Origin of the sequence: Escherichia sp. TW09308, from assembly GCF_000208565.1 — a bacterium.
GTDB classification, from domain to species: domain Bacteria; phylum Pseudomonadota; class Gammaproteobacteria; order Enterobacterales; family Enterobacteriaceae; genus Escherichia; species Escherichia marmotae.
In genome coordinates this window covers 2,937,577-2,959,616 of the sequence record NZ_AEME01000001.1, presented here as the reverse complement: position 1 = coordinate 2,959,616, position 22,040 = coordinate 2,937,577, and the positions used below count along the sequence as shown (strand labels likewise).

At 51.4% G+C, this 22,040-nt stretch carries 21 protein-coding genes, 1 tRNA gene and 1 riboswitch; of the genes, 10 read left to right on the top strand and 12 right to left on the bottom strand.

Going from position 1 to position 22,040, the window contains the following annotated elements:
* Positions 1-4: 4 nt before the first annotated feature.
* Positions 5-80 (bottom strand) — tRNA-Ile (locus ESM_RS0114075).
* A gap of 125 nt (positions 81-205) precedes the next feature.
* On the opposite strand from ESM_RS0114075, the gene mug reads away from it, so the two are divergent.
* Positions 206-712: a G/U mismatch-specific DNA glycosylase gene (gene mug, locus ESM_RS0114070; RefSeq protein ID WP_000227305.1), complete on the top strand. Its 507-nt coding sequence runs from the start codon at positions 206-208 to the stop codon at positions 710-712.
* 79 nt (positions 713-791) lie between these two features.
* On the opposite strand, the gene rpoD is transcribed toward mug, so the two are convergent.
* The 3 genes from rpoD to rpsU all read right to left on the bottom strand — a co-directional run bounded on the left by rpoD (position 792) and on the right by rpsU (position 4,899).
* Positions 792-2,633, bottom strand: coding sequence for an RNA polymerase sigma factor RpoD (rpoD, locus tag ESM_RS0114065; RefSeq protein WP_000437384.1), 1,842 nt, complete (start codon positions 2,631-2,633; stop codon positions 792-794).
* Positions 2,634-2,827: 194 nt separating this feature from the next.
* Positions 2,828-4,573, bottom strand: coding sequence for a DNA primase (gene dnaG / locus ESM_RS0114060; RefSeq protein WP_000918813.1), 1,746 nt, complete (start codon positions 4,571-4,573; stop codon positions 2,828-2,830).
* A 110-nt stretch (positions 4,574-4,683) separates the two neighbouring features.
* The gene (gene rpsU, locus ESM_RS0114055; protein ID WP_001144069.1) at positions 4,684-4,899 is read right to left on the bottom strand and encodes a 30S ribosomal protein S21; all 216 of its coding nucleotides are present in this window, start codon (positions 4,897-4,899) and stop codon (positions 4,684-4,686) included.
* 237 nt (positions 4,900-5,136) lie between these two features.
* Between rpsU and tsaD the strand changes: the two genes are divergently transcribed.
* Positions 5,137-6,150 (top strand): tRNA (adenosine(37)-N6)-threonylcarbamoyltransferase complex transferase subunit TsaD, encoded by a 1,014-nt coding sequence (tsaD, locus tag ESM_RS0114050; RefSeq protein WP_001264356.1) that lies wholly within the window; start codon positions 5,137-5,139, stop codon positions 6,148-6,150.
* A gap of 44 nt (positions 6,151-6,194) precedes the next feature.
* On the opposite strand, the gene plsY is transcribed toward tsaD, so the two are convergent.
* Positions 6,195-6,812, bottom strand: a complete 618-nt coding sequence (plsY, locus tag ESM_RS0114045) for a glycerol-3-phosphate 1-O-acyltransferase PlsY (RefSeq protein ID WP_001272800.1) — start codon at positions 6,810-6,812, stop codon at positions 6,195-6,197.
* A 105-nt stretch (positions 6,813-6,917) separates the two neighbouring features.
* On the opposite strand from plsY, the gene folB reads away from it, so the two are divergent.
* Complete coding sequence (folB, locus tag ESM_RS0114040; protein ID WP_010378860.1) at positions 6,918-7,286, top strand: bifunctional dihydroneopterin aldolase/7,8-dihydroneopterin epimerase; 369 nt, start codon at positions 6,918-6,920, stop codon at positions 7,284-7,286.
* Between the two features lie 90 nt (positions 7,287-7,376).
* Positions 7,377-8,198, top strand: coding sequence for an undecaprenyl-diphosphate phosphatase (bacA, locus tag ESM_RS0114035; protein ID WP_010378857.1), 822 nt, complete (start codon positions 7,377-7,379; stop codon positions 8,196-8,198).
* Positions 8,199-8,379: 181 nt separating this feature from the next.
* Here bacA and cca read toward each other — a convergent pair whose 3' ends face one another.
* Both cca and ESM_RS0114025 read right to left on the bottom strand, forming a co-directional pair.
* The gene (gene cca / locus ESM_RS0114030; RefSeq protein ID WP_000708523.1) at positions 8,380-9,618 is read right to left on the bottom strand and encodes a fused tRNA nucleotidyltransferase/2',3'-cyclic phosphodiesterase/2' nucleotidase/phosphatase Cca; all 1,239 of its coding nucleotides are present in this window, start codon (positions 9,616-9,618) and stop codon (positions 8,380-8,382) included.
* A 63-nt stretch (positions 9,619-9,681) separates the two neighbouring features.
* Positions 9,682-10,302 carry a TIGR04211 family SH3 domain-containing protein gene (locus ESM_RS0114025; RefSeq protein WP_001125318.1) on the bottom strand — a complete coding sequence of 207 codons (621 nt, stop codon included), beginning with the start codon at positions 10,300-10,302 and terminating at the stop codon, positions 9,682-9,684.
* A gap of 241 nt (positions 10,303-10,543) precedes the next feature.
* Here ESM_RS0114025 and ygiF point away from each other — a divergent pair, with 241 nt between their 5' ends.
* Genes ygiF through hldE form a run of 3 tightly spaced genes read left to right on the top strand, consistent with a single transcriptional unit; the run spans position 10,544 to position 16,189 of the window.
* Positions 10,544-11,845: an inorganic triphosphatase gene (gene ygiF, locus ESM_RS0114020; RefSeq protein ID WP_000046322.1), complete on the top strand. Its 1,302-nt coding sequence runs from the start codon at positions 10,544-10,546 to the stop codon at positions 11,843-11,845.
* A gap of 22 nt (positions 11,846-11,867) precedes the next feature.
* Positions 11,868-14,708: a bifunctional [glutamate--ammonia ligase]-adenylyl-L-tyrosine phosphorylase/[glutamate--ammonia-ligase] adenylyltransferase gene (gene glnE / locus ESM_RS0114015; protein ID WP_010378851.1), complete on the top strand. Its 2,841-nt coding sequence runs from the start codon at positions 11,868-11,870 to the stop codon at positions 14,706-14,708.
* Between the two features lie 47 nt (positions 14,709-14,755).
* A complete protein-coding gene (hldE, locus tag ESM_RS0114010; protein WP_000869164.1) occupies positions 14,756-16,189 on the top strand; it encodes a bifunctional D-glycero-beta-D-manno-heptose-7-phosphate kinase/D-glycero-beta-D-manno-heptose 1-phosphate adenylyltransferase HldE in 1,434 nt (477 codons plus the stop codon).
* A gap of 118 nt (positions 16,190-16,307) precedes the next feature.
* Here the strand turns inward: hldE and ibsE are convergent, their stop codons facing one another.
* From ibsE to ESM_RS0114000, 3 genes are all read right to left on the bottom strand, one after another.
* On the bottom strand, positions 16,308-16,367 hold the full coding sequence (ibsE, locus tag ESM_RS1000000128465; protein WP_001387082.1) for a type I toxin-antitoxin system Ibs family toxin: 60 nt from the start codon (positions 16,365-16,367) through the stop codon (positions 16,308-16,310).
* A 238-nt stretch (positions 16,368-16,605) separates the two neighbouring features.
* On the bottom strand, positions 16,606-18,267 hold the full coding sequence (locus tag ESM_RS0114005; RefSeq protein WP_000341014.1) for a flotillin family protein: 1,662 nt from the start codon (positions 18,265-18,267) through the stop codon (positions 16,606-16,608).
* A gap of 26 nt (positions 18,268-18,293) precedes the next feature.
* Positions 18,294-18,923 carry an OB-fold-containig protein gene (locus ESM_RS0114000; protein ID WP_000600176.1) on the bottom strand — a complete coding sequence of 210 codons (630 nt, stop codon included), beginning with the start codon at positions 18,921-18,923 and terminating at the stop codon, positions 18,294-18,296.
* A 268-nt stretch (positions 18,924-19,191) separates the two neighbouring features.
* Between ESM_RS0114000 and glgS the strand changes: the two genes are divergently transcribed.
* A complete protein-coding gene (gene glgS / locus ESM_RS0113995) occupies positions 19,192-19,392 on the top strand; it encodes a cell surface composition regulator GlgS (RefSeq protein ID WP_001517115.1) in 201 nt (66 codons plus the stop codon).
* A gap of 33 nt (positions 19,393-19,425) precedes the next feature.
* Here the strand turns inward: glgS and ubiK are convergent, their stop codons facing one another.
* Entirely contained in the window at positions 19,426-19,725 is a 300-nt protein-coding gene (gene ubiK, locus ESM_RS0113990; RefSeq protein ID WP_024257688.1) for a ubiquinone biosynthesis accessory factor UbiK, read from the bottom strand.
* A gap of 122 nt (positions 19,726-19,847) precedes the next feature.
* A riboswitch (FMN riboswitch) is annotated at positions 19,848-19,996 on the top strand.
* A 103-nt stretch (positions 19,997-20,099) separates the two neighbouring features.
* On the opposite strand from ubiK, the gene ribB reads away from it, so the two are divergent.
* Together ribB and yqiD are read left to right on the top strand one after the other, a co-directional pair.
* The gene (gene ribB / locus ESM_RS0113985) at positions 20,100-20,753 is read left to right on the top strand and encodes a 3,4-dihydroxy-2-butanone-4-phosphate synthase (protein ID WP_001076995.1); all 654 of its coding nucleotides are present in this window, start codon (positions 20,100-20,102) and stop codon (positions 20,751-20,753) included.
* 262 nt (positions 20,754-21,015) lie between these two features.
* The gene (yqiD, locus tag ESM_RS1000000129400) at positions 21,016-21,186 is read left to right on the top strand and encodes a protein YqiD (protein ID WP_000469265.1); all 171 of its coding nucleotides are present in this window, start codon (positions 21,016-21,018) and stop codon (positions 21,184-21,186) included.
* A 57-nt stretch (positions 21,187-21,243) separates the two neighbouring features.
* On the opposite strand, the gene zupT is transcribed toward yqiD, so the two are convergent.
* The gene (gene zupT, locus ESM_RS0113975; protein WP_000115865.1) at positions 21,244-22,017 is read right to left on the bottom strand and encodes a zinc transporter ZupT; all 774 of its coding nucleotides are present in this window, start codon (positions 22,015-22,017) and stop codon (positions 21,244-21,246) included.
* Between the last annotated feature and the right edge of the window lie 23 nt (positions 22,018-22,040).

The window sequence follows — 22,040 nt, the reverse complement described above, 5'->3', positions numbered from 1 at the left end:
TGTCTGGTGGCCCCTGCTGGACTTGAACCAGCGACCAAGCGATTATGAGTCGCCTGCTCTAACCACTGAGCTAAGGGGCCATGATAGCGGATTATAAAGTAACTCTGTGTCGCAATCCAGCCATTACCGCGCGGCTGCTGTTTTTATAAACAATGTGTTTTCAATTCGTTATACTTCCTGCGGGTTGTGTTGTTCAGGAGTTAATATGGTTGACGATATTCTTGCGCCAGGATTGCGTGTGGTGTTTTGTGGCATCAATCCGGGTCTTTCTTCCGCGGAGTCTGGTTTTCCGTTTGCCCATCCGGCGAATCGCTTCTGGAAGGTGATTTATCAGGCCGGGTTTACCGACCGTCAGTTGAAGCCGCAGGAAGCGCAGCATCTGCTGGATTATCGTTGTGGCGTCACCAAACTGGTTGACAGGCCAACGGTGCAGGCTAATGAAGTGTCAAAGCAGGAATTGCACGCAGGTGGGCGCAAGCTAATTGAAAAAATTGAGAATTATCAGCCGCAGGCGTTGGCGATTCTGGGTAAGCAGGCGTATGAACAGGGATTCAGTCAGCGAGGCGTGCAGTGGGGGAAACAAACGCTGACCATTGGTTCGACGCAGATTTGGGTATTGCCGAATCCCAGCGGTTTAAGTCGAGTTTCTCTGGAGAAACTGGTTGAGGCATATCGGGAGTTGGATCAGGCACTGGTAGTGCGTGGGCGATAAAAAACGCCACCAGAAAGGTGGCGTTAGAGTAGCAAGACGAGTGCCGGATATGACGTGAACGTGTTATCCGGCCTACAGATTAATCGTCCAGGAAGCTACGCAGCACTTCAGAACGGCTCGGGTGACGCAGTTTGCGCAGCGCCTTCGCTTCGATCTGACGGATACGTTCACGGGTAACGTCGAACTGTTTACCCACTTCTTCCAGCGTGTGGTCGGTGTTCATGTCGATACCGAAACGCATACGCAGAACTTTCGCTTCACGCGCGGTCAGGCCAGCCAGCACGTCGTGCGTTGCCGCACGCAGGCTTTCGGTGGTCGCAGAATCCAGCGGTAGTTCGAGGGTGGTATCCTCGATGAAATCCCCCAGATGCGAATCTTCATCATCACCGATCGGCGTTTCCATGGAGATTGGCTCTTTGGCGATCTTCAGCACTTTACGGATCTTATCTTCCGGCATCAACATACGTTCAGCCAGTTCTTCCGGCGTCGGCTCGCGGCCCATCTCTTGCAGCATCTGGCGAGAAATACGGTTGAGCTTGTTGATAGTCTCAATCATATGCACCGGAATACGAATGGTGCGCGCCTGATCCGCGATAGAGCGGGTGATCGCCTGACGGATCCACCAGGTTGCGTAGGTGGAGAACTTATAACCACGACGGTATTCGAACTTATCAACCGCTTTCATCAGACCGATGTTGCCTTCCTGAATCAGATCGAGGAACTGCAAGCCACGGTTGGTATATTTCTTGGCGATAGAAATAACCAGACGTAAGTTCGCTTCAACCATCTCTTTCTTCGCACGGCGGGCTTTCGCTTCACCGATGGACATACGGCGGTTGATGTCTTTAACCTGCTCAATGGTCAGGCCGGTTTCTTCTTCAATTTGCTGCAGTTTCTGCAGGGCGCGATGCACTTCTTCAGAGACATCGTGCAGTTTTTCCGACCACGGTTTGTTCATCGCAATCGCTGCATTGAACCAGGTATCGCTGGTTTCGTTGCCGGTAAACAGGGTGATGAAGTTTTTCTTCGGCATTTTGCACTGCTCAACGCAGAGCTTCATGATCAGACGTTCTTGTGTACGAACGCGATCCATCATGACGCGCATGCTGTTGACCAGGTAGTCAAACTGCTTCGGCACCAGGCGGAACTGTTTGAACACTTCAGACAGTTTCAGGATCTCTTCCTGAGCGGCTGCGTGACTGCGGCCTTTCGCTTTGATGGTGTCGCGCGTTACAACATACTGGGCACGCAGTTCAGCAAATTTTTCGCGAGCCAGTTCCGGGTCGATGCTGTTGTCATCGTCGGCGCTGTCGTCGTCGGCATCTTCTTCGTCTTCATCTTCGTCATCGTCCAGATCTTCCTGAGAAAGCTCTGAACCGACGTGAGTGGCGGTTGGTGCCAGTTCTTCTTCTGCGTTCGGATCGACAAAGCCGGTGATCAGATCGGACAGACGTGCTTCTTCCGCTTCAACGCGATCGTACTGTTCCAGCAGATAGGTAATCGCTTCTGGATATTCAGCAACGGAGCATTGAACCTGGTTGATCCCGTCTTCGATGCGTTTAGCGATGTCAATTTCGCCTTCGCGGGTCAACAGTTCAACGGTGCCCATTTCACGCATGTACATGCGTACCGGGTCAGTCGTGCGCCCGATTTCAGATTCCACGCTGGAAAGCACCTGTGCGGCGGCTTCGGCAGCATCTTCGTCTGCTGTGTTTTCAGCCAGCATCAGATCATCGGCATCCGGCGCTTCTTCCATCACCTGAATGCCCATGTCATTGATCATTTGGATGATGTCTTCGATCTGATCGGAATCGACGATATCTTCCGGCAGATGGTCATTGACCTCGGCATAGGTCAGATAGCCTTGCTCCTTACCACGGGTGACAAGAAGTTTTAGCTGTGACTGCGGGTTTTGCTCCATAAGACGGTATCCACACTTATTTCATGAGGTTGGTGTTGGGCGATTGACCGGATATCATTCAGATATTAATGCTGAAATCCAACGGTTGTTTACCGCCAACGATAATTACGAGGGCGTACTTATATCATTGCCGCTGCCTCTCAGTGCGGCTGTCGGGGGCTTCCCGATCGCTATTCGGCACTTAAGCCGTTAAATCACTTTTTCGCCAGCTCCTGGTTTAATGTCCAGAGTTCCAGGCGTTCTTCATTACTTAAACCATGCGTGCGCTCACGAGCGATTAACTCTTCCTGGCGCAGTTCAAGCAACGAATCAAACATATGGTTGAGTGAGTCGGTGAAGGTTTGCTCAGCAATATTCTTATCTGCTATATCGTCCCACATCGACAGTTTTTCAAGGGTGGCAGCATTATTTGTGCCACGATAGTGCTCTAAAAGTTGCCCGGTGGTCAGACCTGGCTGAGAGAGACAAGTGTTGACCAGTTCTCTGAATAAGCCAAGTCCGGGGAGCTTATTTTGATCCAGATTTTCCAGCGGCGGGACTAACGTCGCTAATTCTGGATTTTGCACCAGCAACCCTATAAGTATACGCATGGTCGTGCGTTTTAGCTGCGGAACAGGACGAGAAACACCGTTCTCCGCTGCTTTCGGCATTAATCGTTCAAGCTGGCTGTCATCAAGTATGCCTAACTTGTTGCCTAATTCCTGACGAAGATAGATGCGCAATGTTTCTCCGGGCACCTGAGAAATCAGCGGCAGCGCCAACGTACTTAAACGCGCACGCCCGTCAGGTGTGCTCAGATCAACTTGCGGCATCAGGCTGTTAAACAGAAACGCAGAGAGCGGCATGGCCTGCTCCATACGCGCTTCAAACGCCTCTTTACCTTCTTTGCGTACCAGCGTGTCAGGGTCTTCGCCATCCGGTAAAAACATAAAGCGTAGCTGACGACCATCTGTCATATAGGGCAGCGCAGTTTCTAACGCTCGCCACGCGGCATCACGACCTGCGCGGTCGCCGTCATAACAGCAAATGACATTGTTGGTCGCGCGGAACAACAACTGAATGTGATCGGCAGTGGTCGATGTACCCAACGATGCAACGGCGTAATTAATACCGTATTGCGCCAGAGCAACCACGTCCATATAGCCTTCGACCACCAACAGACGCTGGGGTTCAGCGTTATCCTGCTGCGCTTCATAAAGACCGTAAAGCTGGCGGCCTTTATGGAAAATATCAGTTTCCGGCGAGTTCAGGTATTTTGGGGTATCGTTGCCCAGCACGCGCCCACCAAAACCAATCACCCGACCGCGTTTATCGCGAATGGGGAACATCACCCGCTCGCGGAAACGATCGTAACTGCGGCCCTGATCGTTGGTTACCAACATGCCTGCATCAATCAATGACTGGCGATTTTCTGGATTGTCGCCAAACCGTTTCAGGACGTTGTCCCAGCCGGGGGGCGCAAAACCAATCGCAAAACGGGCGATTACCTCATGGCTTAATCCGCGTTTTTCCAGATACTGGCGCGCAGATGTAGCAACAGGTTGCTGTAAAGATTGTTGGTAAAACGTATTCAGACCGTCCATCAACTGATAAAGAGTTTGCCGTTGATGGCGCTCTATCTGGCTGGGGCCGCTGCCTGCTTCAAATGGCACTTCAAGATTGTGCATTGCCGCCAACTCTTCGACCGTTTCGACGAACTCGAGTTTGTCGTAGTTCATCAGAAAGTCGATCGCGTTGCCGTGCGCGCCACATCCAAAGCAGTGGTAAAACTGTTTCTCACCGTTGACGGTGAAGGACGGGGTTTTTTCGTTGTGGAATGGACAACACGCGTGAAAATTCTTGCCCTGCTTTTTTAGCTTCACACGAGCATCGATCAGATCGACGATGTCAGTGCGCGCCAGCAGATCATTAATGAATACGCGTGGGATTCGTCCAGCCATAGGCCCCGATTTTTAGCAATTCATAAACGAAAATAAGCCGCGCATTCCTTTCGGAAGCACGGCCTTACAACTACAACTCGGTCTGATCGGAGAGCAACGCTCTCGGGGAATTAGTACAGACGAGTACGGCGTGCGTTTTCGCGAGCCAGTTTCTTCGCGTGACGTTTCACTGCAGAAGCTTTAGCGCGCTTACGTTCGGTAGTCGGTTTTTCATAGAATTCACGACGACGAACTTCCGCCAGAACACCTGCTTTTTCGCAGGAACGCTTGAAGCGACGCAGAGCTACGTCGAACGGCTCGTTTTCACGTACTTTAATTACCGGCATGTGCCTCTCACCTTTGATTAATTCGGTTTGCCGCTGGCATCAACGCCAGCTTATTTCAAAATGGTGCGGAATTTTACTGCAATTGCTGCTGCTTTGTAAAGCACCGCGGCCTTTTTTGAAAGGGACTTTTATAAGGGTGAGGAGTATACACGAGGCTTTCTCCAGGGGCGAACAAAGTTTTACATCAACCCGCATTGGTCCTACACTGCGCGGTAATAAAGCGAGGTAAAACAAGTCATGCGTGTACTGGGTATTGAAACTTCTTGCGATGAAACCGGCATCGCCATTTACGACGATGAAAAAGGTTTGTTAGCCAACCAATTGTATAGTCAGGTGAAATTACACGCTGACTACGGCGGCGTAGTGCCTGAACTGGCCTCCCGCGATCACGTGCGTAAAACCGTACCGTTGATCCAGGCGGCGCTGAAAGAGTCCGGGCTGACAGCAAAAGATATTGATGCAGTGGCCTATACCGCAGGCCCTGGATTAGTCGGCGCGCTGTTGGTTGGCGCAACGGTTGGGCGTTCGCTGGCGTTTGCCTGGGGCGTTCCGGCGATCCCGGTACACCATATGGAAGGGCATCTGTTAGCGCCGATGCTGGAAGATAACCCACCGGAATTTCCGTTTGTCGCGCTGCTGGTTTCCGGCGGTCATACGCAGTTAATCAGCGTCACTGGTATTGGTCAGTACGAGTTGCTCGGTGAGTCCATTGATGACGCTGCCGGGGAAGCGTTTGATAAGACCGCGAAGCTGCTGGGGCTGGATTATCCAGGCGGGCCGTTACTGTCGAAAATGGCCGCCCAGGGTACTGCCGGGCGCTTTGTCTTCCCGCGTCCGATGACCGACCGTCCGGGGCTGGATTTCAGCTTCTCTGGCCTGAAAACCTTCGCGGCAAATACCATTCGTGACAACGGCACCGACGACCAGACGCGTGCTGATATCGCTCGCGCCTTTGAAGATGCGGTGGTCGATACGTTGATGATTAAGTGTAAGCGAGCGCTGGATCAGACGGGCTTTAAGCGACTGGTCATGGCAGGCGGCGTGAGTGCTAACCGCACGCTGCGGGCGAAACTGGCGGAAATGATGAAAAAGCGTCGTGGCGAGGTATTCTACGCGCGTCCGGAGTTTTGTACCGATAACGGCGCGATGATCGCCTATGCTGGAATGGTGCGGTTTAAAGCAGGCGCGACGGCGGATCTCGGCGTGAGTGTGCGTCCGCGCTGGCCACTGGCAGAGTTACCGGCTGCGTAAGGCTATGATTCAGCCTGTGAAAAGGATAAGCACGGGCTGAAAAATCACTCAGGATCTTTTTCGCGCTTTCTTTTGAATTTCGTCCAGATTTTTGTCTCCTGGTGACGCCACAGACGCTGGATGTTGTCATGATGACGCAGCAGGATCAGGCAAGAGAGCATCGAAACCGGGAAGGTGAATTGTGGCTTAAACCACCAGACATAAAACGGAGCAATCAGCGCGCTGACAATCGCCCCCAGCGACGAATATCCACTCAATAGCACGGTAAGCAGCCAGGTTCCCGCCATCACGCCCGTTAAATCCCAGCCAATCGGGGCTATTGCACCAAAAGCGGTGGCAACGCCTTTCCCCCCTTTAAAACCGAAGAAAACCGGCCAGATATGTCCAAGACAGGCAGCTATGGCAATTAAGCCTAACCAGAAGGGGCTGACACCTAATACATACGCGCCCCAAACGGGCAACATTCCTTTCAGAACGTCGAAAATCAGTACTGCTACGGCTGCTCCCTTGCCACCGATACGTAATACATTGGTTGCGCCAGGATTACCGGAGCCGCTGGTTCGCGGATCGGGCAGACCACACAAGCGGCAAACCAGAATGGCACTGGAAATGGAGCCGCAGAGGTACGCGATGAGGATCATTCCAGGCGCGATTGCACTCATAAGCTGTTCCGTTTTGAAAATTCGTGTTTAACGATGAATCCGTGGATAATACGCACATTTCGCCGGAAGTGGTATCCGGGTTAGCCAAAAAGCGAGCAGGTCGTGATGGATATTGTATTTATAGAGCAACTTTCGGTAATCACCACTATTGGTGTTTACGACTGGGAACAGACCATCGAGCAGAAGCTGGTGTTCGATATCGAAATGGCGTGGGATAACCGTAAAGCGGCGAAAAGCGATGATGTGGCGGACTGCCTCAGCTACGCTGACATCGCAGAAACGGTGGTTAGCCACGTCGAGGGGGCGCGTTTTGCGTTAGTGGAACGCGTGGCGGAAGAAGTGGCGGAATTGCTACTGACTCGCTTTAACTCTCCGTGGGTGCGCATCAAACTCAGCAAGCCAGGTGCAGTGGCGCGCGCTGTTAATGTTGGCGTAATCATTGAGCGTGGCAATAATCTGAAAGAGAATAATTAATTTTATAGCTGTTAAACCAAATGGTTATAAGCGGGTCATACTGCAGTAGTTTGGACAAGCGGTATATTTTTATAATTTAGGGGTTTATTGATGAGCGATATGCACTCGCTGCTGATAGCGGCAATATTGGGTGTGGTCGAAGGATTGACAGAATTTCTGCCGGTATCCAGCACGGGCCACATGATTATTGTCGGTCATTTGTTGGGATTTGAGGGCGATACGGCGAAAACCTTTGAAGTCGTTATCCAGTTAGGATCGATTCTGGCTGTGGTTGTCATGTTCTGGCGGCGTTTGTTTGGCCTGATTGGCATTCATTTTGGCCGTCCATTGCAGCGCGAAGGAGAAAGCAAAGGCCGGTTAACGCTGATCCACATTTTACTGGGGATGATCCCGGCAGTTGTCCTGGGGCTGTTATTCCACGATACGATTAAGTCATTGTTTAACCCGATAAATGTCATGTACGCGCTGGTCGTTGGCGGTCTATTGTTGATTGCCGCGGAATGCCTGAAGCCGAAAGAGCCGCGCGCGCCGGGTCTGGATGATATGACATATCGTCAGGCGTTTATGATTGGCTGTTTCCAGTGTCTGGCGCTGTGGCCGGGTTTCTCCCGCTCCGGAGCGACTATTTCTGGTGGGATGCTGATGGGCGTGAGTCGTTACGCCGCTTCTGAGTTCTCGTTCCTGCTGGCGGTGCCGATGATGATGGGCGCAACGGCGCTCGATCTCTACAAAAGTTGGGGGTTCCTGACAACCGGTGATATCCCGATGTTTACCGTTGGGTTTTTCACCGCCTTTGTGGTGGCGCTGATTGCGATTAAAACCTTCCTGCAATTAATTAAGCGGATTTCGTTTATCCCGTTCGCCATTTATCGCTTTATTGTGGCGGCTGCGGTGTACGTTGTGTTCTTTTGATGTGAAGAACAGTGTCGGATGCCTGGAATTGTCCACGATTGCGTAGGCCGGATAAGTCGTTCACGCCGCATCCGGCAATCAACGCCTGATGCGACGCTTGCGCGTCTTATCAGGCCTACAACCGTCGTTGACATGTAGCCGGATAAGGCGTTTATGCCGCATCCGGCAAAATGCCCAAAACTTATTCAGGCTTTGGGCAACGTTGTTCCTTCCAGGTAGCCACCGCCGCAATTCGGCGTCGTGTCAGCTCCTCGCGGATCTCCACGCCTTTAAATCCTGCGTCAACAACCGCCTTTGTTGGTACTGACTGCGCTACTTCCCACGCTTCACGTAACCAGCGTCCTTGTGGGTAATCTGCCGCTTCAAAACCGGTTCGACCGCGCACGTCTGCCTCGCTGGTCAGCGCCAGTTGCTCGACACGCTGCGGTTTACGCCAGGCATCGATGGAATCAAACAATTTGACGATGGTTTTCGGATTCAGCATTGGGAAGGTGTGGATGAGATCGTGAAACTCCGCGACCAGTTTGGCTAAATCGCGGATTTCATTAGGGACGCGCAGGCGCTGGCACAATCGTTCTACTAATTTCACGCCTGCCGGACCATGACCATGATGACGTGGCCACAGCTCCGGCGGCGTTAGCCCTTTACCGAGATCGTGGCATAACGTTGCGAAACGGACATCGACCTGCGGACTTAGCATCGCCGCCATTGAGAGTGTCATTAAGGTGTGAATACCAGTATCGATTTCCGGGTGCCATTTCGCCGGAGCGGGGACACCAAACAACGCGTCGATCTCCGGGAATAAAACGCGTAATGCGCCGCAATCGCGTAGTACCTGAAAGAACACCTGTGGATTGCGGGTTGTGAGGGCGCTTTCAGTTTCTTTCCACACGCGTTCGGGCGTCAGGTGTTCCAGTTCACCCGCGTGGGTCATCTCGCGCATCAACGTCATTGTTTCATCGGCAATACGAAAACCGAGATGAGCATAACGTGCGGCAAAACGCGCTACGCGTAGCACGCGTAGCGGATCCTCGCCAAAAGCGGGGGAAACATGGCGCAGAAGACGGCTTTGCAGATCGCCCAGACCGTTGTACGGATCGATAATATCGCCGTCATCATCCTGGGCCAGCGCATTGATAGTCAGATCGCGACGCTGAAGATCATCTTCCAGCGTGACATCAGGCGCGGCATAACAGGTAAAACCTGTGTATCCCGAACCGGATTTCCGCTCGGTACGCGCCAGCGCATACTCTTCATGCGTTTGCGGATGCAGAAAAACAGGAAAATCGCGGCCTACCTGCTGGTAGCCCGCGTCAAGCATCTGTTGTGGCGTGCTGCCGACAACCACCCAATCTCTGTCTTTGACCGGTAGCCCTAATAACGCATCCCGAACCGCACCACCGACCAGATAAATCTTCACGCCATTTTCCCTTCGTCAAATACACAATTCCTAATAATAAGATAGTGTGACGAAGAAGGCGATTTAGTTCATCCAGCGATCTTTACGTTTGCGCGTTGGGATCAGGTGCGGCAATACCAGACCGAGCAGCAAGCCAAGCCCCAGCACGCCGCCACCATACATAAACCACTGCATGATGATGGTGCGCTGTTTGTCATCCAGTTGCACGCTGGCGGCATCAACTTTTTTCTGGGCGACAATCAGTTCGTTTTTCAGCTTCTGATTTTCTTCTTTTAACCCGTTGATCACGCTGTCGCTCTGCGCCACTTTCTGCTGCATTTCTGCCGTGCGCTGATTCCAGGTGTTATCGATATTAGTGAGCTTATTAGTCAGGGTTTTGACCTGATTTTCCAGATCTGGCACACGGGAGCGTAGACTTGGCTCTGTGCTAAGTTGTTTCAACGGGATCCAGGCGGTACGACCAGAGCTGTCTTTCACCTGGGCGTAACTGGTGTTGGCGTCAGTTTGTAATAATGTCACTTCCTCACCGGCGTTAACCGTGCCCACGAGGCGATAATTATCTCCCGGGCCACTGCGGACCCAAGTATTCAGTTCGTCAGAAACATAGCGCTTTTCTTCCGCGTGAGAGACGGCAGTGGCGCTAAGCGCGAGTAAAGTTAGTGCGATCAGGCGTAATTTTGGCATCAGGCTGTCGTTATTGTCATGGAAAGTGGAACGATAGTAGTGGCATCAGTGTCGCTACGCAAAGCATTCGGCATCAATCGGAATCCTCTGTGTCAGCTCTTGCCACTGTTTCAAACTTTTACGCCCGTCAAAATGCTCGTTGCATGGCAATTTGGCGCAAAATACTATCTACTGACAAAAAAGATCGCATTTAGTTCGCCGTTCATCGTCACTTATGTGACATAACCGATAAGTAAAGGCCATGGCTCAGGAAATCGAATTAAAGTTTATTGTTAATCACAGTGCCGTTGAGGCGTTGCGTGACCATCTCAATACGCTGGGCGGTGAGCATCATGACCCCGTGCAGTTGCTCAACGTCTACTACGAAACGCCGGATAACTGGCTGCGTGGGCACGATATGGGCCTGCGTATTCGTGGCGAAAATGGTCGCTATGAGATGACCATGAAAGTTGCCGGGCGGGTAACGGGCGGGTTACACCAGCGACCGGAATATAACGTTGCGTTGAGTGAGGCGAACCTCGATCTGGCACAGTTTCCAGTAGAAGTCTGGCCAAACAATGAATTACCTGCCGATCTTGCTTCCCGCGTACAGCCGCTGTTCAGCACTGATTTTTATCGCGAAAAATGGTTGGTAGATGTTGATGGCAGCCAGATTGAGATTGCCCTCGATTTGGGGGAAGTGAAAGCCGGTGAATTTGCTGAACCCATCTGCGAACTGGAGCTGGAATTACTTAGCGGTGAAACGCGCGCGGTGCTGAAACTGGCGAGCCAACTGGTATCGCAAACCGGATTGCGTCAGGGCAGCCTGAGCAAAGCCGCACGTGGTTATCACCTGGCACAGGGCAATCCTGCGCGTGAAATTAAACCCACCTCTATTCTGCATGTTGCGGCAAAAGCGGATGTCGAGCAGGGGCTGGAAGCGGCGCTGGAGCTGGCATTAGCGCAATGGCAGTATCATGAGGAGCTGTGGGTACGCGGCAACGATGCGGCGAAAGAGCAAGTGTTGGCAGCCATCGGCCTGGTTCGTCATACGCTGATGCTGTTCGGTGGCATTGTCCCACGTAAAGCGAGCACTCACTTACGTGATCTGCTGACCCAATGTGAAGCGACAATTGTTTCTGCGGTTTCTGCCGTAACGGCTGTCTACTCTACCGAAACGGCAATGGCGAAACTGGCGTTGACCGAATGGCTGGTAAGCAAAGCCTGGCAGCCGTTTTTAGATAGCAAAGCGCAGAGCAAAATGAGTGATTCCTTTAAACGCTTTGCTGATATCCATCTCTCCCGCCACGCCGCTGAGCTGAAAAGTGTTTTTTGCCAGCCGTTGGGCGATCGCTATCGTGATCAGTTGCCACGTCTTACGCGTGATATTGACTCCGTATTGCTGCTGGCAGGTTATTACGATCCTCTCGTCGCGCAAGCCTGGCTGGAGAACTGGCAGGGGCTGCGTCACGCTATTGCGACCGGGCAACGCATTGAAATTGAACATTTCCGTAATGAGGCAAACAATCAGGAACCGTTCTGGTTGCACAGCGGAAAACGTTAATCAGGCAAGGATAAAATCGCGTATGAAGCCGCTCTCTTCACCGTTACAGCAGTACTGGCAGACCGTTGTTGAGCGGCTGCCAGCGCCTTTAGCCGAGGAATCACTTAGCTCACAGGCGAAGTCAGTACTTACCTTCAGTGATTTTGTGCAGGACAGTGTGATTGCGCATCCAGAGTGGTTGGTGGAACTGGAAAGCGAACCACCGCAGGCCGACGAATGGCAGCATTACGCTGCATGGTTACAGAAGGCGCTCAGTGATGTAAACGATGAAGCCAGCTTAATGCGCGAACTGCGGCTGTTCCGTCGGCGCATTATGGTGCGTATTGCCTGGGCGCAAACACTGGCGCTGGTTGCGGAAGAGAACATTTTGCAGCAACTCAGCCATTTGGCGGAGACGCTGATTGTCGCGGCGCGTGACTGGCTGTATGACGCCTGCTGCCGCGAATGGGGAACGCCGTGTAATGCGCAGGGCGAAGCGCAACCGCTGCTGATTTTAGGCATGGGTAAGCTGGGTGGTGGAGAACTGAATTTCTCCTCGGATATCGATCTGATTTTTGCCTGGCCGGAACATGGTTGCACGCAGGGAGGACGCCGCGAACTGGATAATGCTCAGTTCTTTACCCGCATGGGCCAGCGGCTGATTAAAGTGCTGGATCAACCGACGCAAGATGGCTTTGTCTATCGCGTGGATATGCGGCTGCGCCCGTTTGGTGAAAGTGGCCCGCTGGTGCTGAGTTTCGCGGCGCTGGAAGATTATTACCAGGAACAGGGGCGTGACTGGGAGCGTTACGCGATGGTCAAGGCGCGGATTATGGGCGATAGCGATGGCGTTTATGCTAACGAATTGCGTTCGATGCTGCGTCCGTTTGTTTTCCGCCGTTACATCGATTTCAGCGTGATCCAGTCGCTACGCAACATGAAAGGGATGATTGCCCGTGAAGTCCGCCGTCGTGGCCTTACTGACAACATCAAACTTGGTGCCGGTGGCATTCGTGAAATTGAATTTATCGTCCAGGTGTTTCAGCTCATTCGCGGTGGGCGCGAACCGTCGCTGCAATCACGCTCTTTACTGCCAACACTCAGCGCCATTGCCGCACTGCATCTGCTTTCTGAAAACGATGCCGAACAATTGCGAGTGGCATATCTGTTTCTGCGTCGTCTGGAAAACTTGCTGCAAAGCATTAATGATGAACAAACCCAGACGCTTCCAGCCGATGAGCTTAACCGTGCGCGGCTGGCGTGGGCGATGGATTTCGCTGACTGGTTGCAACTGACCGGAGCGCTGATCGGACATATGACCAATGTGCGCCGGGTATTTAACGAACTGATTGGCGATGACGAAAGCGAAACTCAGGAAGAGTCGCTATCGGAGCAGTGGCGTGAGTTGTGGCAGGATGCGTTGCAGGAAGATGACACCACGCCGGTGCTGGCGCATCTTAGCGAGGATGATCGCAAACAAGTGCTGGCGCTGATTGCCGATTTCCGTAAAGAGTTAGACAAACGTACCATCGGGCCGCGCGGACGTCAGGTACTCGACCATCTGATGCCGCATCTGCTGAGTGACGTTTGTGGGCGTGAAGATGCCGCCGTCACGCTGTCGCGTATTACCGCCTTGTTGGTGGGGATTGTCACTCGTACCACTTATCTTGAGTTGCTCAGTGAATTTCCGGCGGCGCTTAAACATTTGATTTCGCTGTGCGCTGCATCTCCGATGATTGCCAGCCAACTGGCGCGTTATCCATTATTGCTGGATGAACTGCTCGATCCGAACACGCTCTACCAGCCGACGGCGACTGATGCATATCGTGATGAACTGCGCCAGTATTTGCTGCGCGTGCCAGAAGATGATGAAGAACAGCAGCTTGAGGCGTTGCGTCAATTTAAACAGGCACAGTTGTTACGTATTGCTGCCGCGGATATTGCCGGAACACTGCCAGTGATGAAAGTGAGCGATCACTTAACCTGGCTGGCGGAGGCGATGATCGATGCTGTGGTACAGCAAGCATGGGGACAAATGGTTGCCCGCTATGGTAAACCGAATCACCTGAGTGAACGCGAAGGCCGCGGTTTTGCGGTGGTCGGCTACGGTAAGCTGGGGGGCTGGGAGTTAGGCTACAGTTCTGATCTTGATCTGATCTTCCTGCACGATTGCCCGATGGATGTAATGACCGACGGCGATCGGGAAATCGACGGACGGCAGTTTTATCTGCGTCTGGCGCAACGCATTATGCACCTGTTCAGCACACGTACTTCTTCCGGCATTTTGTATGAAGTGGATGCGCGGCTGCGCCCGTCCGGAGCGGCGGGAATGCTGGTTACCTCCACAGAAGCGTTTGCCGATTATCAGAAAAACGAGGCCTGGACGTGGGAGCATCAGGCGTTGGTGCGTGCGCGTGTGGTGTATGGCGATCCACAACTGACAGCGCAATTCGACGCGGTGCGTCGGGAAATTATGACACTGCCGCGTGAAGGTAAAAACCTACAAACGGAAGTGCGGGAAATGCGCGAGAAAATGCGCGCTCATCTCGGCAATAAACATCGCGATCGCTTTGATATCAAAGCCGATGAGGGCGGAATTACCGATATCGAATTTATTACCCAATATCTGGTGTTGCGCTACGCTCATGAAAAACCAAAGTTAACGCGCTGGTCAGACAACGTGCGCATTCTGGAACTGCTGGCGCAAAACGACATTATGGAAGAGCGGGAAGCGATGGCGCTAACCCGTGCTTACACTACGCTTCGCGATGAACTTCACCACCTGGCGTTACAGGAGTTGCCGGGCCATGTGCCGGATGAGTGCTTCACCGCAGAGCGTGAACTGGTGCGGGCAAGCTGGCAGAAGTGGCTGGTGGAGGAATGAAGTGTGATATTATCGCGCGCAAATTTTGAATCTCTCAGGAGACAGGAATGAAAGTAACGCTGCCAGAGTTTGAACGTGCTGGAGTGATGGTGGTTGGTGATGTGATGCTGGATCGTTACTGGTACGGCCCCACCAGTCGTATTTCGCCGGAAGCGCCGGTGCCTGTGGTTAAGGTCAATACCATTGAAGAACGTCCGGGCGGCGCAGCCAACGTGGCGATGAACATCGCTTCTCTCGGTGCTAACGCGCGTCTGGTTGGGCTGACAGGTATTGATGATGCGGCGCGCGCGCTCAGTAAATCACTGGCGGACGTGAACGTAAAATGCGACTTCGTTTCTGTGCCGACGCATCCAACCATTACCAAACTGCGGGTGCTTTCCCGTAACCAACAGCTTATCCGCCTGGACTTTGAAGAAGGTTTCGAAGGCGTCGATCCGCAGCCACTGCACGAGCGGATTAATCAGGCGCTGGGTTCGATTGGCGCGCTGGTGCTTTCTGACTACGCCAAAGGCGCGCTGGCAAGCGTACAGCATATGATCCAACTAGCGCGTAAAGCGAGCGTTCCGGTGCTGATTGATCCAAAAGGTACTGATTTTGAACGTTACCGTGGCGCTACACTGCTGACGCCGAATCTCTCTGAATTTGAAGCTGTTGTTGGTAAATGTAAGACCGAAGAAGAGATTGTTGAACGCGGCATGAAACTGATTGCCGATTATGAACTCTCTGCGCTGCTGGTAACCCGTTCCGAACAGGGGATGACACTGCTGCAACCGGGGAAAGCGCCGCTGCATATGCCAACTCAGGCGCAGGAAGTTTATGACGTAACTGGCGCAGGCGATACGGTGATTGGCGTGCTGGCGGCAACGCTGGCTGCGGGTAATTCACTGGAAGAAGCTTGCTTCTTTGCGAATGCGGCAGCAGGCGTTGTTGTCGGTAAATTGGGGACGTCCACGGTTTCACCGATCGAGCTGGAAAACGCAGTACGTGGACGTGCGGACACCGGCTTTGGCGTGATGACTGAAGAAGAACTGAAGCTGGCTGTAGCCGCGGCGCGTAAACGCGGTGAAAAAGTGGTGATGACCAACGGCGTCTTCGATATTTTGCATGCCGGGCATGTCTCCTATCTGGCAAATGCCCGTAAACTGGGCGACCGCTTGATTGTCGCCGTGAACAGCGATGCCTCCACTAAACGGCTGAAAGGGGATTCTCGTCCGGTTAATCCGCTCGAACAGCGCATGATTGTACTGGGCGCACTGGAAGCGGTCGACTGGGTGGTATCATTTGAAGAAGATACGCCGCAGCGCCTGATCGCCGGGATCCTGCCGGATCTGCTGGTGAAAGGCGGCGACTATAAACCGGAAGAGATCGCCGGGAGTAAAGAAGTCTGGGCCAACGGCGGTGAAGTGCTGGTGCTCAACTTCGAAGATGGTTGCTCGACAACCAACATCATCAAGAAGATCCAACAGGATAAAAAAGGCTAACTGGAAAGCGGTTCGCAGATCTCGCTTCGTGCCAGGTAGAGCTATTGGCGCTGTTGTTTTTTCAACCTAAGGTAAAGGAACAAGGGTAAGGGAGGATTTCTCTCCCTCTGATGAGTTGTTAGTAAGTCGGGAAACTTAACAGTAACAACACAACCAGTATGATGACGAACTTCATCATAACCCTTTCCTTCTATAAGGCCCCTTCCTTGGGAGGGGCTTTTCCGTTTCAACCCCTTACTGACTCTCCGAGTGTTGATGAGTGACAGACCCCGCACAATGCTTTCTCTGATGCAGTTTGGTCTTCCCCGAGCGGTCACGCAAAACGCTGCAACAGCCTGATCATTTGCACTTTTTGCTGGAACGTAGATATAAAAAATCCCCGGCTTTTTGAGCCAGGGATGTGAATATAAGAAGATTTATTCTACTTTATCTGCGACGGGAATCGATGAAGCCAATGGTGAAGTCAGTGCCGCCAGCGAACCGCCTGAAACACCGATTTCATTAAGTAGAGAGTCAATAAGCGGTGCCTGTGTACGGTAAGAAAGAGCGGCTGATAATGCCTGCTCCGCCAGGTTTCCTCCGCCAACGCTGCCTGATGTCGCATCACCCGCAGCGCCGCCACGATTCAAGCCATCGACCTGAATAATCTTGATACCGTCAATAGACTTCATCGGCTCAACGGATTTCTCGATTACAGCAGGCAGAGACTGCAATAGTGCCAGCTTGAATTTAAGGCTGGTTTGTTCGTCAGAAAGTACGTTGATGGCGTCGTTCAACGCTCGTTGCGCTTCTGCTTCTGCCAGGCCTTTTTTACGCGTAGCTTCGGCTAACTCAACAATGGCTGCCGCCTGCATTTCTGCAGCTTCTTTCTCTGCTTTCGCCCGCACGGTCAGTTCAACTGCTTTGGTTTCCGCATCCTGTGCTGCTGCAATCAGCGCTACCTGCTTGGCACGGTCAGCTTCGGCGGTCTGACGTGTCGTTTCTACGTTTTGCTGGGCGCTTACTGCTTCTGCTAAAGCCAGGTTGGCACGGGCTTCTGCCTGCGATTGTTGTTCCGATTTGGCCGCAATGGCGATCGATTTCGTTTGGTTGGCGATTTCGGTGACTTGTTGCTGTTCGATTTCTTTAATGCGAACTTCACGTTCAGCCTCAACTTTTCTGGAGCGGACGGCCTGCTCGCGGTCGATTTCGGTTTCCTGAATCTGACGTTCAGCAAGAATACGCGTTTGCTCTGCTTCACGCCGACGTTCAGCTTCAAAAGCAGCAATTTTTGCGTTCTGCTCGGCAGTGCGGGTTTTCACCTGCTGCTCCTGCTCAAGGGTCATAAACGCTTCTTGCTGTTCAATTTCCAGCTTCCGCGACAGCGCATCACGGTTTTTTTCACGAACCGCAACTTCTACATCTTGTTCAACCTCGTTACGTTCGCGGCGGCGACGTTCTGTTTCCTGGGTCAGCTTGGTCAAACCCTCAGCGTCAAAGGCATTATTCGGGTTGAAATGTTCTTTGGAGGTCTGGTTAAAGTTGGTGAGTGACACGCTTTCCAGTTCCAGGCCGTTTTTCGATAAGTCTTCTGCAACGGTATTTTGCACTCCCTGAACGAAGTTTTCGCGCGTATCTTGCAACTCATGCATCGTCATTTGTGCCGCTGTCGCACGTAGGGCATCGACGAATTTATCTTCGACCAGCATACGTAAATCTTCAGGCGACAGAGTGCGTTGCCCCAGCGTCTGAGCTGCGGTGGCAATTCCTTCAACTGAAGGTTTTACGCGCACAAAGAAAGCGACAACCACATCGACGCGCATACGGTCTTTCGTGATCAGACTATCAATTGTCGAGCGACTGACTTCCAGTTTCAATGTATTCATATTGATGGGGATTATTTCATGGAAGATAGGCATAACAATTGCGCCGCCGCTCATGACTACTTTTTGCCCGCCTAATCCGGTACGGACAAATGCCTGCTCGGCGGATGCCCGACGATAAAGCCGCGCGAAAATAATACCGATAATAAATAGAATGCATACGGCAACAATCGCGGTAAACATCCATGACGGAACTAAGTTGACAATATCATCCATTATTAAATTTCCTTTTAATTAAATAATTACAATATGTTTGGCCAGGGATTTTTTTCAGCCAAATACCGCGTTGTAGAAAGTCGACAAATAATTAATACTTTATCGCCTTTATTGAAGAATATCCCTTTTTCGGGTTCCAGTAATAAATAGTGTATTTGACCAAATTGATCAGTGAGTTTTCCTTCACAGGGTTTTCCGGAAGAGGCCTGATGACCAGTAATTAATGCCATGCAGCCAATATATTCTTCTTCTGTAATGGCAGTACTATGGTCGCGAGGGATCCAGGGCGCAATCACCTTGCCGGTATAATGCACCATGATAATTGTGAGCAGTAAACTAACTGGAACTACGAAAAGGTTTGGGAGTGGTGTTTGCCAGAGCATGACACAGACATGCTGAAGAAGAATGCCAATGAGGCCAAAAAAGCCTGCCAACAGACAGAGGACGACGAGGGCTGGCAGTTTTCCAATATTGAGATAATGAAGTGCCTGGCTAATATTACCTGTGGTTATGGAATCGCAATGATCAAGATGTGCATCAAGAGCGCCGGAGAGCATATGGCCACAGATAATGGCAATAATTTCCAACAAACCGATCAATAGTACAAAGGAAATAGCAAAAAGATAAGGTGCGTTATAGTCGGTAAATAAAATCATTTGTCACTCCATCGTCCATTCAGTGACGCATTGTTTACAATGGTATTGTTTCCTTTCTTACATTTGCCTTTGCTAATAATAACATGTGTTAGTGATGTTTTAAAAGGGGAAGTCCATTAATGTTATTTTTTATTTTTCGATAAAAAGTGTGATCCGAAACAATATATTTACGCACGTTATGTTTAAAGGCACTACACTGATTAAGGAATACTGAAATCAGAAAAAGCATATAGCCTTAAAAGGTATGCGATAACCGGAGGATGTGCTTATGGATCATAGTCTTAATTCTTTAAATAATTTCGATTTCCTGGCGCGTAGTTTTGCCAGAATGCATACTGAAGGCCGCCCGGTCGATATTCTGGCCGTCACCGGTAATATGGATGAAGAACATCGAACCTGGTTTTGCGCCCGCTATGCATGGTATTGCCAGCAGATGACACAGCCAAGAGAACTGGAATTAGAACATTGATATTACGGGCCATTTGGCCCGTTTTTGTTTATTTTATTCAGGCTTATCAACTGGTGGGATAGCTGGTGGAGATTGAGTTTCTACTGTCGGGGTGCAGCGTGTTTCCAGTTCACTGATGCGCTGTTCCAGCAATGCCAGTTTCTCACGAGTCCGTAACAAGACCTGCGTCTGAACGTCGAATTCTTCACGGCTTACCAGATCGAGACGCGTCAACTGCGCTTGTAGGGTTTGGCGGATTTTCTTCTCCACATCTTCCCCGAACTCCCTGATTCCTTTAGGCATCGATTCGTGAACCTGGCGAGCGATTTGCTCAATTTTTTTCGGGTCAATCATTGTAGTTTCCCTGAACTGATAGGTATTGAGTAACATTGTAGTGCGATAAGAGACAGGCATAAACCAGAATTATGTGAACCTGCAGCGTTGCTGCCGCTAGCCATTAGCGTTATAGTGATCTCGCTTATTCTCAGGGCGGGGCGAAATTCCCCACCGGCGGTAAATCAACATAGTTGAAAGCCCGCGAGCGCTTTGGGTGCAAACTCAAAGGACAGCAGATCCGGTGTAATTCCGGGGCCGACGGTTAAAGTCCGGATGGGAGAGAGTAACGATTCTGTCGGGCATGGACCCGCTCACGTTATTTTGGCTGTATGCCGCCACTCCTAAGACTGCCCTGATTCTGGTAACCATAATTTTAGTGAGGTTTTTTTACCATGAATCAGACGCTACTTTCCTCTTTTGGTACGCCTTTCGAACGTGTTGAAAATGCACTGGCAGCGCTGCGTGAAGGACGCGGTGTAATGGTGCTTGATGACGAAGACCGTGAAAACGAAGGCGATATGATCTTCCCGGCAGAAACCATGACCGTTGAGCAGATGGCGCTGACCATCCGCCACGGTAGCGGTATTGTGTGCCTGTGCATTACCGAGGATCGCCGTAAACAACTTGATCTGCCAATGATGGTAGAAAATAACACCAGTGCCTATGGCACCGGTTTTACCGTAACCATTGAAGCTGCTGAAGGTGTGACTACCGGTGTTTCTGCTGCTGATCGTATTACGACCGTTCGTGCCGCCATTGCCGATGATGCGAAACCCTCTGACCTCAATCGTCCGGGTCACGTATTTCCATTGCGTGCACAGGCGGGTGGTGTACTGACTCGCGGTGGTCATACTGAAGCGACTATCGATCTGGTGACGCTGGCAGGCTTTAAACCAGCAGGTGTGCTGTGTGAATTGACTAATGATGATGGCACTATGGCGCGTGCGCCAGAATGCATTGAATTTGCCAATAAACACAATATGGCGCTGGTCACCATTGAAGATTTGGTGGCGTATCGGCAGGCGCATGAGCGTAAAGCTAGCTGAAAACGGCTGCTTAAACTGGCGCGATAATCAAAGAAACCGAAGCGGTAGCAGGCTTCGGTTTTATTTTGTCTTCACCTGACGGAATGTAAATATCCCCTCTTTTTCTATGAAAAAATTTCACTGATATCAGCCAACCTTTTTCATTATGATCAAAATCATATATTTGTTCCGTTATTATGCGACCATATGAATATATCCGAAAAGGGTATGTGAAATTTATGCGCCAAATGTTTAGTATTGTTAAATATTAAGGGTAAAAAGGATGTTTATCGCCTGGTACTGGATTGTATTGATTGCGCTGGTTGTAGTGGGTTATTTCCTGCATTTGAAACGTTATTGTCGGGCTTTTCGCCAGGATAGAGACGCACTGCTGGAAGCGCGAAACAAATACTTAAACAGTACGAGAGAAGAGACGGCCGAAAAGCTAGAATAGGGCTTTATGGGAGCCAGCAGATGTTGTCCATGTACAGGACAACATCTGAAATTGTTTTTAGCCAATTCCTGCCGTTTGTAGCAGCACTAAACTGAATCCCATCACTGACATTCCGCATAGCACGCCATAGCTCGGGTTATTATTGGGGTCTATCTCTTTCGCTAACGGCATTAATTCGTCAACAGAGAGCGCCACCATAATCCCAGCCACCGCCGCCATAATTGCCGCCATAACGACGGGTGAAATCATGCTGCCGAGGATCAACCACGCCAGAATGCCGCCGAGTATTTCCGCCAGCCCAGAAATTCCCGCCCACAGAATCGCTGTTCGTTTTGACCCCGTAGCTGCATAAACAGGACCCGCCACTGCCAGACCTTCAGGAATATTGTGTAATGCAACGGCCAGCGCGATGCCAAAGCCCAGTTCCAGATTGCTGCTTGCCGTTACAAAGGTAGCGATACCTTCCGGGAAGTTATGCAGACTGATGCCAAGAGTGAGCAGAATGGCAGTACGCTTGATCGATTTTGGTAACGGTTGCACCGATTTTTGCATTAAATCCTGCGGATGCGCATGCGGTAACATACGGTCCAGACCAAAATAGCCCAGCAGACCAAAGATAAACATCCCATAGCCCAGAACAGGGGACATCCCTTCAGCGGCTAATGCGGCAGGTAGCATCTCCATCAATGAGATAAGCAACATGATCCCCGCTGCAAATCCTAGCGAAAACGCCAGTAGCCGGTTCGAGGGTTTTTGCCCGAGAACGCCGAGAAACGCGCCAATAAACGTGGCTGCCCCCGCCAGTATGGTCAGAATGAGAGGTACTGACATCGACTACTCCTTATAAATCTTCA

Coding starts and splice junctions, on each gene's coding strand:
- mug (WP_000227305.1), top strand. CDS start 206: ATGGTTGACGATATTCTTGCGCCAGGATTGCGTGTGGTGTTTTGTGGC.
- rpoD (WP_000437384.1), bottom strand. CDS start 2,633: ATGGAGCAAAACCCGCAGTCACAGCTAAAACTTCTTGTCACCCGTGGT.
- dnaG (WP_000918813.1), bottom strand. CDS start 4,573: ATGGCTGGACGAATCCCACGCGTATTCATTAATGATCTGCTGGCGCGC.
- rpsU (WP_001144069.1), bottom strand. CDS start 4,899: ATGCCGGTAATTAAAGTACGTGAAAACGAGCCGTTCGACGTAGCTCTG.
- tsaD (WP_001264356.1), top strand. CDS start 5,137: ATGCGTGTACTGGGTATTGAAACTTCTTGCGATGAAACCGGCATCGCC.
- plsY (WP_001272800.1), bottom strand. CDS start 6,812: ATGAGTGCAATCGCGCCTGGAATGATCCTCATCGCGTACCTCTGCGGC.
- folB (WP_010378860.1), top strand. CDS start 6,918: ATGGATATTGTATTTATAGAGCAACTTTCGGTAATCACCACTATTGGT.
- bacA (WP_010378857.1), top strand. CDS start 7,377: ATGAGCGATATGCACTCGCTGCTGATAGCGGCAATATTGGGTGTGGTC.
- ESM_RS0114025 (WP_001125318.1), bottom strand. CDS start 10,302: ATGCCAAAATTACGCCTGATCGCACTAACTTTACTCGCGCTTAGCGCC.
- ygiF (WP_000046322.1), top strand. CDS start 10,544: ATGGCTCAGGAAATCGAATTAAAGTTTATTGTTAATCACAGTGCCGTT.
- glnE (WP_010378851.1), top strand. CDS start 11,868: ATGAAGCCGCTCTCTTCACCGTTACAGCAGTACTGGCAGACCGTTGTT.
- hldE (WP_000869164.1), top strand. CDS start 14,756: ATGAAAGTAACGCTGCCAGAGTTTGAACGTGCTGGAGTGATGGTGGTT.
- ESM_RS0114005 (WP_000341014.1), bottom strand. CDS start 18,267: ATGGATGATATTGTCAACTTAGTTCCGTCATGGATGTTTACCGCGATT.
- ESM_RS0114000 (WP_000600176.1), bottom strand. CDS start 18,923: ATGATTTTATTTACCGACTATAACGCACCTTATCTTTTTGCTATTTCC.
- glgS (WP_001517115.1), top strand. CDS start 19,192: ATGGATCATAGTCTTAATTCTTTAAATAATTTCGATTTCCTGGCGCGT.
- ubiK (WP_024257688.1), bottom strand. CDS start 19,725: ATGATTGACCCGAAAAAAATTGAGCAAATCGCTCGCCAGGTTCACGAA.
- ribB (WP_001076995.1), top strand. CDS start 20,100: ATGAATCAGACGCTACTTTCCTCTTTTGGTACGCCTTTCGAACGTGTT.
- yqiD (WP_000469265.1), top strand. CDS start 21,016: ATGTTTATCGCCTGGTACTGGATTGTATTGATTGCGCTGGTTGTAGTG.
- zupT (WP_000115865.1), bottom strand. CDS start 22,017: ATGTCAGTACCTCTCATTCTGACCATACTGGCGGGGGCAGCCACGTTT.